The 13,816-nt window shown below is 54.0% G+C and carries 13 protein-coding genes; all 13 read left to right on the top strand.

Going from position 1 to position 13,816, the window contains the following annotated elements:
• Position 1 precedes the first annotated feature (1 nt).
• The 13 genes from rfbC (at position 2) to EUB48_RS18895 (ending at position 13,805) form a co-directional block, all read left to right on the top strand.
• A complete protein-coding gene (rfbC, locus tag EUB48_RS18955; protein WP_142820643.1) occupies positions 2-544 on the top strand; it encodes a dTDP-4-dehydrorhamnose 3,5-epimerase in 543 nt (180 codons plus the stop codon).
• A gap of 203 nt (positions 545-747) precedes the next feature.
• Positions 748-1,854 carry a DegT/DnrJ/EryC1/StrS family aminotransferase gene (locus EUB48_RS18950; RefSeq protein ID WP_142820642.1) on the top strand — a complete coding sequence of 369 codons (1,107 nt, stop codon included), beginning with the start codon at positions 748-750 and terminating at the stop codon, positions 1,852-1,854.
• A 1-nt stretch (position 1,855) separates the two neighbouring features.
• The gene (locus tag EUB48_RS18945) at positions 1,856-2,425 is read left to right on the top strand and encodes an acyltransferase (protein ID WP_142820641.1); all 570 of its coding nucleotides are present in this window, start codon (positions 1,856-1,858) and stop codon (positions 2,423-2,425) included.
• Between the two features lie 10 nt (positions 2,426-2,435).
• Positions 2,436-3,956: an oligosaccharide flippase family protein gene (locus tag EUB48_RS18940; RefSeq protein ID WP_142820640.1), complete on the top strand. Its 1,521-nt coding sequence runs from the start codon at positions 2,436-2,438 to the stop codon at positions 3,954-3,956.
• A 12-nt stretch (positions 3,957-3,968) separates the two neighbouring features.
• Entirely contained in the window at positions 3,969-4,880 is a 912-nt protein-coding gene (locus tag EUB48_RS18935; protein WP_168226783.1) for a glycosyltransferase family 2 protein, read from the top strand.
• Positions 4,881-4,885: 5 nt separating this feature from the next.
• A complete protein-coding gene (locus EUB48_RS18930) occupies positions 4,886-6,127 on the top strand; it encodes a hypothetical protein (protein WP_142820638.1) in 1,242 nt (413 codons plus the stop codon).
• A 226-nt stretch (positions 6,128-6,353) separates the two neighbouring features.
• Positions 6,354-7,409 (top strand): glycosyltransferase, encoded by a 1,056-nt coding sequence (locus EUB48_RS18925; RefSeq protein WP_142820637.1) that lies wholly within the window; start codon positions 6,354-6,356, stop codon positions 7,407-7,409.
• A 46-nt stretch (positions 7,410-7,455) separates the two neighbouring features.
• Positions 7,456-8,316, top strand: coding sequence for a class I SAM-dependent methyltransferase (locus EUB48_RS18920; RefSeq protein ID WP_142820636.1), 861 nt, complete (start codon positions 7,456-7,458; stop codon positions 8,314-8,316).
• Positions 8,316-10,253 carry an asparagine synthase (glutamine-hydrolyzing) gene (gene asnB / locus EUB48_RS18915; protein ID WP_142820635.1) on the top strand — a complete coding sequence of 646 codons (1,938 nt, stop codon included), beginning with the start codon at positions 8,316-8,318 and terminating at the stop codon, positions 10,251-10,253. Before EUB48_RS18920 ends, asnB begins: the two co-directional genes overlap by 1 nt.
• Positions 10,250-11,368, top strand: a complete 1,119-nt coding sequence (locus tag EUB48_RS18910) for a glycosyltransferase family 4 protein (protein ID WP_142820634.1) — start codon at positions 10,250-10,252, stop codon at positions 11,366-11,368. The genes asnB and EUB48_RS18910 overlap by 4 nt, the downstream gene beginning before the upstream one ends.
• Positions 11,365-11,970 carry a sugar transferase gene (locus EUB48_RS18905; RefSeq protein WP_142820633.1) on the top strand — a complete coding sequence of 202 codons (606 nt, stop codon included), beginning with the start codon at positions 11,365-11,367 and terminating at the stop codon, positions 11,968-11,970. Before EUB48_RS18910 ends, EUB48_RS18905 begins: the two co-directional genes overlap by 4 nt.
• Positions 11,967-12,626 (top strand): NeuD/PglB/VioB family sugar acetyltransferase, encoded by a 660-nt coding sequence (locus EUB48_RS18900; protein WP_142820632.1) that lies wholly within the window; start codon positions 11,967-11,969, stop codon positions 12,624-12,626. Before EUB48_RS18905 ends, EUB48_RS18900 begins: the two co-directional genes overlap by 4 nt.
• Before the next feature lie 3 nt (positions 12,627-12,629).
• Positions 12,630-13,805, top strand: coding sequence for a DegT/DnrJ/EryC1/StrS family aminotransferase (locus EUB48_RS18895; RefSeq protein ID WP_142820631.1), 1,176 nt, complete (start codon positions 12,630-12,632; stop codon positions 13,803-13,805).
• Positions 13,806-13,816 lie beyond the last annotated feature (11 nt).

Here is a 13,816-nt window from a genome sequence, read left to right as displayed (position 1 = left end):
CATGAACATCATCCCCACCGCCATCCCCGACGTGCTGATCATCGAGCCCAAGGTGTTCGGCGACGCCCGCGGCTTCTTCTTTGAAAGCTTCAACCAGCAAGCCTTCAACCAGGCCACGGGTCTGGACGTCCATTTTGTGCAGGACAACCACTCGCGCTCCGCCAAAGGCGTGCTGCGCGGCCTGCATTACCAGATCCAGCAGCCGCAGGGCAAGCTGGTGCGCGTGGTGCGCGGTGCCGTGTTTGATGTGGCCGTGGACATTCGCAAAGGCTCGCCCACCTTCGGCAAATGGCTGGGTGTGGAGTTGACCGAAGACAACCACAGGCAGATGTGGGTGCCACCGGGGTTTGCCCACGGCTTTGTGGTGCTGAGCGACTCCGCAGACTTCCTGTACAAGACCACGGACTACTATGCACCCCAGCATGAGAGGTGCATTGCGTGGAACGACCCGAACATCGGCATCCAATGGCCCGTGGTAACTGAACCCAGCCTGTCAGCCAAAGACCAGCAGGGGCGTGCGTTGCACGATGCCGAGGCGTTTTGATGGTTGGATGTTTGCGAAGTGCGTATCGCTAAACATGAGTCGACAATATCCAGTGGCCGCTGAAACACATTCCCGTGTACAGCTCGCCTGCCGGCCTTGTCCAATTGGCGTCGTGTGTATGGCGCAACTATGATCATCAAATCTGGCTCCGGTGCATACCAGACGGGCGCAGTTAGCTATCAATTCGGGAACACTCAAAAACCATGAAACCACCCATTTACGTCACCCAGCCATACCTCCCGCCGCTGGAGGAGTTCATTCCCTATCTCCAGGAGATATGGGACAAAAAGATGCTAACCAATGGGGGGCCATTCCATCAGCAGCTGGAAAAAGCCCTGTGCGACTATCTGGGCGTTAAGCATTTGGCGCTGTTCTCCAATGGCACGCTCGGCCTGATAACGGCCCTGCAGGCGTTGCGCGTCACCGGCGAGGTAATCACGACGCCGTATTCCTTCGTCGCCACAGCCCATTCGCTGCTGTGGAATGGCATCAAACCCATGTTTGTGGACGTGGACCCCAACACGCTGAACCTTGACCCCGCCCGGATCGAGGCCGCTATAACGCCGCACACTACAGCCATCATGCCCGTGCACTGCTACGGCCACCCGTGTGATGTGCAGGCCATCCAGAAGATTGCCGACAACTACAACCTCAAAGTCATCTACGACGCCGCCCACGCCTTTGGCGTGCAAGACGAAGGCGGCAGCGTGCTGCGCCATGGGGACCTTTCGGTGTTGAGCTTTCACGCCACCAAGGTCTTCAACACCTTTGAAGGGGGAGCCATCATCTGCCCCGATGCCAAGACCAAACTGCGCATCGACCAGTTGAAGAACTTTGGCTATGTGGACGAGGTGACGGTAGTAGCCCCAGGCATCAACGGCAAGATGAGCGAAATCAATGCCGCCTTTGGCATGTTGCAGCTCAAACATGTTGACCAGGCCTTGGCGCGGCGCAAGTCCATTGATGCCACCTATCGCGAAGCGCTGAAAAACGTGCGTGGCATTCGCTGTTTGCAAGATGCTGGCGAGCAAGTGGCCAATTATTCGTATTTCCCCATCCTGGTGGAATCCGACTATCCGCTGAGCCGCGACGCACTGTACCAAAAGCTCAAGGACAGCAATATCTACGCCCGCAGGTACTTTTACCCGTTGATTTCGGATTTTCCGATGTACCGGGGCATGCCCTCAGCACACCGCGAAAACCTGCCCGTGGCCTCTGCTGCGGCGCAGAAAGTGCTTTGCTTGCCGATTTACCCGGCCCTGAACCCACCAGACTGGCAGCGCGTTATTGATATCGTGCAGGGCGCCTGACATGGCCATGCTGACCCGAGAGGCCATCGAAACGCTGGGATTCGCCTCCGTGGGCGAGAACGTCCAGCTTTCTGATCGCGCGTCGTTTTACGGCGCGAGCCGGATTGCGTTGGGCAACAACGTGCGGATTGATGATTTTTGCGTGCTTTCCGCTGGCGTGGGCGGCATCAGCATTGGTCAGCATGTACACATAGCTGTTTACTCGTCGTTGATCGGAGCTGGGAAAATCACACTCAGTGATTTCTGCAATATCTCGTCCCGCGTTGCCATCTATTCCAGTAATGACGATTACTCCGGCATAACGATGACCAACCCCACCGTGCCCAGCGAGTACACCGGCGTAACCCACGCTGATGTATTTTTGGGCAAACATGTCATCGTGGGCTGCGGCAGCGTCATCTTGCCGGGGGTGAAACTAAAAGACGGTGTCGCAGTCGGGGCACTCAGTTTGATCAACAGAAGTTGCGGGGAATTTGGCATTTATGCTGGCAATCCCGCCCGGCGGATCAAGGAGCGCAGCCGCGACTTGCTGGAACTGGAACAGCGGTTCACGACCAGCAAGACGAAATAGGCAAGGCCCGATGTCCCTCAAGCGAAACATTCTCGCTAGCTACGCCAGTCAAATCTACGTGACGTTGATCGGCATCGTCATCCTGCCGCTGTATTTGAAATACATGGGTGCGGAGGCTTATGGCTTGGTGGGATTTTTCACCATGCTACAGGCCTGGTTCAACCTGTTGGACTTGGGCTTGACTCCCACCGTGGCGCGCGAAACCGCCAGATTCAGGGGCGGCGCAACCGATGCACTGAGCTACCGCAGCCTGCTGCGAGCACTACAACTCATTTTCTTTGCCGTCGCCCTGCTGGGCGGTGGTGCCATGTTCGTATTTTCGGAGTCGATTGCTACCGGGTGGCTCAAGGTGCAAACCCTGCCCTTGGCGCAGGTGCAGTTGGCCCTGCAACTCATGGCTATTGGCGTGGCGCTGCGCTGGATGTCTGGACTGTATCGAGGTTGTATTTCGGGTTCAGAAGAGTTGGCGTGGCTGGGCGGATTCAATGCCTTTGTGGCCACGTTGCGCTTTGTCGGTGTGCTGCCTGTCTTGATATGGGTGGGGCATTCACCAACAGTATTCTTTACATACCAGCTGCTGGTAGCGGTGATGGAGCTAGTCGGCTTGGCGGCCAAGTCGTATGGTTTGTTCCCTGCTGTGCCGCAAGGGCAGCTTCTAGGCTGGTCCCCGGCTTCACTGTTTGCGCCCATCAAGCCCGTACTCAAATTCTCGCTCACCATTGCCTTCACGTCGTCAGTGTGGGTGATGGTCACGCAGACCGATAAGCTGGTGCTCTCCAAATTGCTGCCATTGGCCGACTATGGCTACTTCACTCTGGCCGTGCTGGCCGCCAGCGGTGTGATGATGATCAGCGGCCCCATCAGTATGCCGCTACTGCCACGCATGGCAAGGTTGCAGGCAGAAGGTAACGAAGTTAGTCTTATCGGGCTGTACCGTAACGCCACACAAATGGTCGCTGTTATCGCAATCCCGGCCTGCTTGGTTCTGGCTTTCTTTGCCGAGCAAGTGCTTTGGGCTTGGACCGGTGATATTCATGCAGCGGCTCAAGCAGCGCCTGTGTTGCGTCTGTATGCATTGGGTAATGGCTTCCTCGCCTTGACAGCGTTTCCGTATTACCTGCAGTTTGCTAAAGGGGATCTAAGGCTTCACATGATAGGAAGCGCATTATTTTTAATCCTTCTGATTCCGTCGTTGGTTTGGGCAACCGTGCAATATGGCGTTATCGGTGCCGGATACGCGTGGCTAGCTTCCAACGTCCTATATTTCTTTATCTGGATACCAAAAGTGCATGGTCGATTTGTAAAGGGCCTGCATACTCAATGGCTGCTATGGGACGTGGGTGCAATAGTGTTTTTCGCGTTGACAGCTACTGTATTGGCACACAGCTTGTTGAAATGGCCTCAAGAGCGGGTCATTGTTATTATGAAGCTTCTGTTGTTAGGTTTGATCTTAGTCGCCATGTCCGCCATGGGATCTTCATGGGTGCGACAAACAGTAAGCAGCAAATGGCGCGCGCGATTTGCAGCATAAGGATCAATGATGATGGAAACTGAAAAACAACCCAAGGTTTCGGTGTGCGTAGTGACCTATAACCAGGAAAATTATATTCAACAGTGCTTGCAAAGTATTGTCGATCAAAAAGTGAGCTTTGATTTTGAAGTCATTGTGAGTGATGACTGCTCAACGGATGACACCAGATCAATAATAAAAAATTTTAAAAAAACTTATCCTGATCTGGTCAAAGTAATATTTCAAACGGAAAATATCGGAGGCCTCAAGAATTACTTGGCCGTCCATCGTTCCGCTAAAGGTGAATATGTCAGTCATGTTGATGGTGATGATTGGCTTTGTCCAGGTAAGCTTGAAAAACAAGTGCTTTATCTTGACGCCAACGAAACATGCGCACTTGTGGCGCACAGAATGCAAATCTGGCGTTCTGAAGAGAAAACTGGTACAACAAAAGAAAATGCACAATCTATAACTCTGTCAAACCTGCTGCGAGGGCACCCAATGTTTATGAACTCATCGATTATGTATCGTCGAAGTTTATTGGGCGAAATATTTCACTTAAATAAGTCATTCATCGATTTCTATGTGTATGTTGCGGCAGCATTGCGAGCTGATATAGGATTCATCAATGAGGTCCTTGGAAATTACAGAAGTAGCATCGGAATATCTAGCAGGCTCAATTTGATGCCGTATATTGAAGATGCAATTGATCTTGCGAGCAGCAAGGTAGGTGAAACTCGTGATGTCGCGCGTTGTCGCGCAAGACAGCATCTCTCGTATGCAACTACTGCTCTGTGTTCAAACGATTTAAATTTGTTTCGAACCCATCTTTCCTCTTCGATAAGAGCGGATAGATTTTGGATGACATCGAGGTTTATTTCTTTCGGCCGATTCTTTCCGAAATCTCTTAAATACTTTTTATTGGCTTACAAAAAAAGAGCGTAAATCTGATGAAGGAAAAAAGCAGTCGCATTTTTGTAGGAGATTTTTTGTGTTTTATTTTTATCTTCATTTTTTTATTTGGAATAAAAGTAGAATATTTTGACTCATCGATATTCGTGCCATTAATAATAGTTTTTATGATAAGTGGAGGTGTGATAAAGCTTGATGGGCGATCAATTATGGTCGCAGTCATGATATCAATCTTATTAATATATCAAACTATAATTCAATTGATTGGGTCCACTTCCGATCTGGATTCCATATTGCGTTTGTTAAGAGCGTCGCTTACTTGTGTCATCATGGCGATCTTTATTGGATCCGTTCCATTTTCGGCCGCTCAAATATTAAGAACTCTGTTTTTTGCTTTGCTGGTCCATGCGATTCTAATAATTTCCGCTACCATGGTTGAGTCGATCAATATTTCACTATCGCACTTCTCGGGTAATGAAAGAATTTTACCAGCTAAATCCTCTGGACTATTGGCGGGTTATGATATTGCGGGGTTGTTTTGTGTGATCGGATGTTTGATGCTTTCATTTAAAATCTATCGTCCCAGAGGTATTTTTACTTTCATTGTATTTAATATTATATTTGGACTGGGTTGTTTTTTCACGTCTCGTCTATCGATTGCATTGTTTGTGATGTTTTTTGTCTCCATTAATTTTCTTAATCTTATTAAATCAAAGATAAAAATTTTATCTAAGGTTATGATTTTTGTGGTTTCATTTGTCATTATTGGCTTTATTCTATTTAAATATATTGTGCCAATTATTGATGTCACTTTTTCTCTTGATCTGGTGCCTGTTAGCGATGATTTATACAATAAAATTGTATCGAATAATGCTGTACAAAGTCCCGATCAATTTCTTTGGGCGTATATGTTTTTTCTGCCGAACGATATTTTTAGCTCGATTTTCGGAACTGGTGTTGAGGCACTTCAATCTGACGTTGGCTATGTGAAGGATATTTTTCGTTATGGATTTATTGGCGTCCTTTATTCTCTGTTTATTTATGGCTATCTGTACTGTCGAGCACGAGTCGCATTGGCGTTGCCGAAATCTGAAAATTACTCAAAATTCCTTGCGGTAGTTTTCATTCTTATTCTTGTAATGACTTTTAAGAATAATTATATTTTCACCAGAGGGATGTTTCCGTTGATTGTATTAGTCGCTTCAGTGCCGCTATTTATGATTAAAAAATATAACTCTTCTGCTTGTTTTGAATCATCAACAGTTAATGGATGTATGTAGCAATTGATTTTATAAGAAGCTCTACTTTACGCGGCAATGTGAGATTTTGATGGTGAGCTTGTGCTTTATATCTCGTTCGCCATATACTTCATTCGTTATTTTTCGGTGATGGGGTCTTAACTCCCTCCCGTTGCGAACTAGGAGGATGTTCCCCCGGGAATGAGCTTCTATCGATTGCTTTCTTACCCGGGGTCCGTAGCTTTCCAATTTCAAGGGACTTATTTCAATGATTAAAGTGCTTGGCATGGCGCTCTACGGCCCATTGGCGGCAAGTACGCGTTACCGTCTTGGTCAATACGTCCCGGGGCTGGCGACTCATGGAATTGATCTGAAAATTTGTCATTTACTAGGCGACGACTATTTGCGCAGGCGTTTCAGCGGCAGTGCACCGTCGATGGCTACTATGCTGCAAGCCGGATTCAACCGCTTTGCCGATTTATGGGGCCAGCAAAAATATGATCAAATCATGTTGCATTGCGAGTTGTTGCCCTTGATGCCGGGTTGGCTAGAGCGCACATTAATTCGCCGGCCTTACATCTATGATTTTGACGATGCGTTTTATCTAAAATACCGCAGTAGTCGATTTGCCGTTACATCTCCTTTTCTTGGAAGCAAGTTCGACACTGTGATGGCTGGTGCTGCTGCCGTGACAGCGGGTAATCATGTGCTGGGTCAATACGCGAGACAGCACAACGCCAACACTCACTACTTGCCCACCGTGGTTGACACTGATCGTTATCTGCCTAAGCCTGCCGGTCGCAACGGCGTTTTTACAGTGGGATGGATCGGGTCCCCATCCACTGCTCCATATCTATTTGACCTTGTCGAGCCGTTGTCTGTCTTGGGGCAGGAGGGCGCAGTGCGATTGATCGTGATAGGCGGCAAAGCACCTGCCATACCTAATGTGACAATCACGGAACTCGACTGGCAAGAGCGCACCGAGATCGATTTAATAAACACTTTCGACGTTGGCGTAATGCCTTTGCCAGATGATGTTTGGGCGCGTGGAAAGTGTGCATTCAAGCTCATCCAGTACATGGCATGCGCCGTGCCCGTCATTGCATCTCCTGTGGGTGCAAATATTGATGTGGTGACCGATGAATGCGGTTTGTTGGCAGCGACGCATCAGGAATGGGTAGAGGCATTAAGGATGATGCGTGACCAGCCGAGCAAACGTACCGGGATGGGGCGAGCCAGTCGAGAGCGCATAGTGCAACACTATTCGCTGCATCGAAACTTACCCATACTCGCCAGTGTAATTCGAAAAGTGGAAGAAAGTTAAAGCGCGTTTGAATTTGTGGGTTTTTGCAATTAGGGGCTATTGAAAAATGACGGCGACCAAAACCAATAATCTAGACCCGAAAACCGTAAATGGTTTCGGTGATGAATGGGAGAGATTCGATCAATCCGCGCTCCCTCTGGAGGAGCAGAGACGGATATTCGAAATGTATTTCGCAATTTTTCCTTGGAGTTCTTTGCCGTCAAATGCGGTGGGATTTGATCTGGGCTGTGGGAGCGGGCGTTGGGCGAAGCTGGTTGCGCCAAGGGTCGGGCATTTGCATTGCATTGATCCAAGCGTTGCCTTGAAAGTGGCCAAGCGGAATTTAATTGGAAACGATAACTGTGAATTTCACTTGGCGAGCGTGGATTCCATCCCATTGCAAGATGCAAGCATGGATTTCGGCTACTCTTTAGGTGTATTACATCATGTGCCGGATACGCAATCTGCCATCACCTCCTGCGTGCAGAAATTGAAACCTGGTGCGCCATTCTTAACTTACCTATATTATGCATTCGATAATCGCCCCATATGGTTTAGAGCAATATGGAAATTAAGCGATATTATAAGAAATGTTGTTTCGAAATTACCTCATATTTTGAGATATTGGGTAAGTCAAATCATCGCCGGCGCGGTTTACTACCCGATCGCAAAATTGACTCTAGGGCTTGGAAAAGCTGGTATAGATGTAAGAAATATACCATTGAGCTCATACAAGGACTGTAGCTTTTATACGATGCGAACTGATGCACTGGATCGCTTCGGGACACGCTTGGAGCAACGTTTTACGCGCGTGCAAATAAGAAAAATGATGGAGCGTGCAGGATTGGAGAGAGTTGAATTCTCTCCGAATTTGCCATACTGGTGTGCCGTCGGTTATCGCACTTCGGCGGACGAGGTTACTCGGTAATGTGCGGTTTTGCGGGGTTTCTCGGCGGACCATCCAATGGTGGACAGGATGACGAGGCGCTGCTGTCCGCGATGGCCAATCGCCTCTTGCACCGCGGACCAGACGATGGCGGGGTGTGGTGCGATGCACAGGCCCGTATAGGCTTCGGCCATCGGCGTTTGTCCATTGTGGATTTGTCGCCTGCCGGGCATCAACCCATGACGTCGGGCAGCGGTCGGTATGTAATTGCCTTCAACGGCGAAATCTACAACCACCTGGACTTGCGCGAGCAGATGGACGGCTTGGCCTGGCGTGGCCATTCGGACACCGAAACCCTGCTGGCCGGATTTGACGCCTGGGGCATACGGGGCGCCGTGGAGCGCTGCATTGGCATGTTCGCCTTTGCTGTCTGGGACAAGGCCGCATGCACCCTGACCCTGGTGCGCGACCGCATGGGCGAAAAGCCACTCTATTACGGCTGGCAAGGCACGGGCAACCAGCGGACGTTCTTGTTCGGTTCGGAATTGAAAGCGCTTCGCGCCCATCCGGCCTTTGCCGCCGAGGTTGACCGGGGCGCGCTGTCGCTGCTGTTGCGGCATGCCTATGTGCCGGCTCCATATTCGATCTACCAGGGGATTGCCAAACTGGAGCCCGGATGTCTGCTCACCGTCTCCGTGACGGCGCCAGAGCCGCGCATCCAGGTTTATTGGAGTGCCGTTAGCGTGGCACAGTCTGGCCAGGCGAGTTCATTTCCTGGCTCACCCGACGAGGCCGTGTCTGAGCTGGAGCGGCTGGCCAAGGATGCTGTGGCCCGGCAGATGATGGCCGATGTTCCGCTGGGGGCCTTTTTGTCTGGCGGCGTTGATTCCTCGACGGTTGTGGCATTGATGCAGGCTCAGTCTTCAAGGCCAGTCAAGACCTTCACCATCGGCTTTCGAGAGCAGGGCTACAACGAAGGCGAGCACGCCAAGGCCGTCGCGCAGCACCTGGGCACGGAGCATACCGAGCTGTATGTCACCCCCGCGCAGGCCATGGCCGTCATTCCGCGTTTGCCAGCGTTGTATGACGAGCCGTTTGCAGATTCATCCCAAATCCCCACTTATTTGGTGAGCGAGTTGGCGAGGCAGCACGTCAAGGTATCGCTCTCGGGGGACGCAGGGGATGAATTGTTTGCGGGCTACAACCGCTACCAGATCACCTCAAGCTTGTGGCGCAAGTTGGCGCGTGTGCCGGCGCCTGTGCGCTCTGCCGCAGCCCGCGCCATCACGGCGCTCTCACCCGCCGCGTGGGATCGGCTGTCGGGTTGGATTCCAGGGGCAGTGAAACACGCCACCTTTGGCGACAAGCTGCACAAGGGCGCGGGTGTGCTCGCTAGCAGCTCTGTGGATGAGTTGTATCTGGGGCTTGTGTCGCAATTGCGCAATCCTGCGCAGTGGGTTATCAATGGGCAAGAGCCGCCCACAAACCTGACGGGGCTGCGCCCGGCGCTGGATGGCTTGAGCGGCGTCGAGCGCATGATGGCGCTGGACGCTATCAGCTACCTGCCCGACGACATTCTGTGCAAGGTAGACCGTGCTGCCATGGGTGTCAGCCTGGAAACCCGGGTGCCATTTCTGGACCACCGGGTGTTTGAATTTGCCTGGCGCCTTCCTCTTGAATACAAGCTGAGGGACGGCCAGACCAAGTGGCCGCTACGCCAGGTGTTGTATCGCCACGTGCCACGCGAACTGATAGAGCGGCCGAAGATGGGGTTTGGCATTCCGCTGCACGACTGGTTGCGTGGGCCACTGCGCAGTTGGGCCGAGGATTTGCTCGAGGGCTCACGTCTGCGTCAGGAGGGTTTTTTCAATCCTGAGCCGGTACGCCAGATGTGGGCCGAGCATTTGAGCGGAAGGCGCAACTGGGCACATCGTCTGTGGAGCGTGTTGATGTTTCAGTCGTGGCTGGCGGCCCAATGAAGTTTTTGCTGATAGCGGGGTTCCCCGAATCGCTGCTGCACTTCAGGGGAGCGTTGATTTCTGCCTTGCAGGCCAAAGGTTTGCAGGTGCATGTGGCTGCTCCGGATGTTCCGCGTGGTGATGAAGTGCGGACGAAGCTGGAGTTACAGGGTTTGGTTGTGCACTCCATTCCACTGCGACGTACCGGCATGAACCCACTGGCCGACCTGAAGACGCTGCTGTCCCTGTGGTGCCTGATGCGGTCGATTCGCCCCGACTATGTGATGGGTTACACCATCAAACCCGCAATTTATGGTTCGCTGGCAGCCTGGTGGGCGCGCGTGCCGAAGCGCTTTGCGCTCATCACCGGCTTGGGTTTTGCATTCCAGGGGGAGGCTCGACGTAGTGCCTTGCGATTGATCGTGCAGCGGTTGTATGCGCTGGCCTTGGGACGCACGCACAAGGTGTTCTTCCAGAACCCCGATGATGAATCTTTGTTTCGCAGCGCAGGCATTTTGCTGCCCGGGATTCCGTCGTGCGTAGTTAATGGCTCCGGGGTGGATGTGGCGCAATATGCCGTGGCGCCGCTGGCTGAACATGGCGTTCACTTTTTGCTGATTGCGCGTCTGCTGGGTGACAAGGGCGTGCGCGAGTACGCTGAAGCGGCACGCCGGGTCAGGAACCGACATCCGGAAGCGAGGTGCAGTTTGGTGGGATGGATCGACTCCAACCCTGACGCTATTGCCAAGGCCGAGTTGGATTCCTGGGTGGCCGAGGGCGCACTGGAGTATTTGGGACGCCTGTCCGACGTGCGCCCAGCGATTCGGGCTAGCAGCGTGTATGTGTTGCCTTCTTACCGGGAGGGAACGCCGCGTACTGTGCTGGAAGCCATGGCCATGGGGCGTGCCGTCATTACGACAGATGCTCCTGGCTGTCGCGAAACCGTAGTTGATGGCGACAACGGATTTCTGGTGCCTGTCAAATCCATTGAGGCGCTGGAGCAGGCCATGCAGCGTTTCATTGATGCGCCAGCGCTTGCACAAAGCATGGGCCGGCGTTCGCGCCAGCTGGCCGAGGACAAGTACGATGTGCACAAGGTCAATGCCGTGATGTTGCGCGAGATGGGAATTGCGTGAAGCGAATTTTCGATACTGCTTTATCTGCCCTGTCCTTGCTGTTGCTAGGCCTGCCGCTATTATTTTTGATGTGGCAGGTGCGCCGCAAGCTGGGCAGCCCGGTGTTTTTTCGTCAAATTCGTCCAGGCCTGCATGGCCGGCCGTTCCGGATGGTCAAGTTCCGCACCATGACTGATGCATGCGGACCCGATGGCCAGTTGCTGCCCGATGCCGATCGCCTCACGGCCTTTGGCCGCTTCCTGCGTGCTACCAGCCTGGACGAGTTGCCCGAACTATGGAACGTGCTCAGGGGCGATATGAGCCTGGTCGGCCCGCGCCCGCTGCTCATGGAGTATTTGCCGCTGTACTCGCCCGAGCAGGCGCGCCGCCATGAGGTGCGCCCCGGCATCACCGGCTGGGCGCAGGTGAACGGCCGCAATGCGCTGAGTTGGGACGACAAGTTCAAGCTTGACGTCTGGTACGTTGACCACCGCACGCTGTCGCTGGACGTCAAGATTCTGTGGCGAACGGTGCGCAAGGTGCTGGTGCGCGACGGCATCAGCGCTGCGGGTGAAGCCACGATGCCGCGCTTCACCGGCTCGCAAATCGGGGACAAGCGATGACACTGCCTCTTTTTGCCGTATACGGTGTCAGCGGCTGCGGTCGAGGGGTGATGCCACTGGCGCGTGCGCAATTGCTGCGCCAGGGCATTGCGGCCACGCAACTGGTGTTTGTGGACGACCAGCCCAAGGCGCCCATGGTCAATGGCCAACGGGTGCTGCGCTATGCGGAATTCCTGCAGGCGCAAGCCGGCGCTCGTCATGCGGTGCTGGCCATTGCCAACAGTGTCGTGCGCGAGAAGCTGGCCGCGCGTTGCGCCGCCGATGGCGTGCAGCCGTGGACGGTGGCCGCCGCCAACGTGGTCACCATGGACGAGGTGACGCTGGGCGAGGGCGCGGTGCTGAGCCCCTTTGTCACGCTCACGTCCAATATCCGTGTCGGACGACACTTTCATGCCAATCTGTACAGTTATGTGGAGCACGACTGCGTGATCGGCGATTTCGTCACCTTCGCGCCAGGGGTTCAGTGCAATGGCAACATCGTCATCGAGGACCACGCCTACATTGGTACGGGCGCTGTCATCAAGCAGGGCAAGCCGGGGCAGCCGCTGGTGATTGGCCGGGGGGCTGTGGTTGGCATGGGCGCGGTGGTCACGCGCGACGTGCCGCCCGGTGTCACCGTGGTGGGCAACCCGGCGAAGCCATTTTTGAAAGGTTGAATTGTGTTGAATACCGAATTTTCCCCGTGGCCGAGCTTTACCGAAGAAGAGGCCGATGCCGTGCGCGACGTTGTGCTGTCCAACAAGGTCAATTACTGGACCGGACAGGAATGCCGCGCGTTTGAAAAAGAGTTTGCCGCGTGGACGGGCACCGGGCATGCCGTGGCGCTGGCCAATGGCACGCTGGCGCTGGATGTCGCACTCAAGGCGCTGGGCGTTGGCCCGGACGACGAGGTGGTGGTGACGCCGCGCACCTTCATGGCCAGCGTCTCGTGCGTGGTCAATGCCGGCGCCATGCCGGTGTTTGCCGATGTGGAGCCCGACAGCGGCAACCTGTCTGCCGCCACGATCGCCCGGGTGCTCACGCCCGCGACCAAAGCGGTGATTTGCGTGCACCTGGCCGGCTGGCCCTGCGACATGGATCCGATCATGGCGCTGGCGCAGGCGCATGACTTTAAGGTGATCGAGGATTGCGCCCAGGCGCATGGCGCGCGCTATAAAGATCGTAGCGTTGGGTCTATAGGTCACGTGGGTGCGTGGTCATTTTGCCAGGACAAAATCATGACCACCGCAGGCGAGGGTGGCATGGTCACCACCAACGACCACGCGCTTTGGTCCAGCATGTGGTCGTACAAGGACCATGGCAAGAGCTACGAGGCGGTGTACGAGCGCCAGCATCCGCCGGGCTTTCGCTGGGTGCATGAAAGCTTTGGCACCAACTGGCGCATGCTGGAGGTGCAGGCCGCCATTGGCCGCATCCAGCTGCGCCGCATGGCCGACTGGACGGCGAAACGTACGCGACATGCCGAGGCGATTTGGGCCGCCTGCCGTCCGCATGCGGTGGTGCGTGTGCCAGCCGTGCCTGCGGGCAGCATGCATGCGCATTACAAATGCTATGTGTATGTGCGGCCTGATCGCCTGGCCCCTGGCTGGGATCGCGACCGCATTGTGGAAGCCATCAAGGCCGAAGGTGTTCCTTGCTACCAGGGGTCGTGCTCTGAGGTGTATCTCGAAAAGGCCTTCGACCATACCGGCTGGCGTCCGGCCGAGCGTCTGCCCGTAGCGCGTGAGTTGGGCGAAACCAGCCTGATGTTTCTGGTGCATCCCACGCTGACCGAGGATGAGATTGCGAAAACTTGCAAGGTGCTGGCCGCTGTTTTGAGGCAGGCAGGCCGCTGAACCAGTTTGCG

The organism is Rhodoferax sediminis, assembly GCF_006970865.1.
In the GTDB taxonomy this organism is placed as follows: Bacteria; Pseudomonadota; Gammaproteobacteria; order Burkholderiales; family Burkholderiaceae_C; genus Rhodoferax_A; species Rhodoferax_A sediminis.
This window is presented reverse-complemented; position numbering and strand designations above follow the sequence as displayed.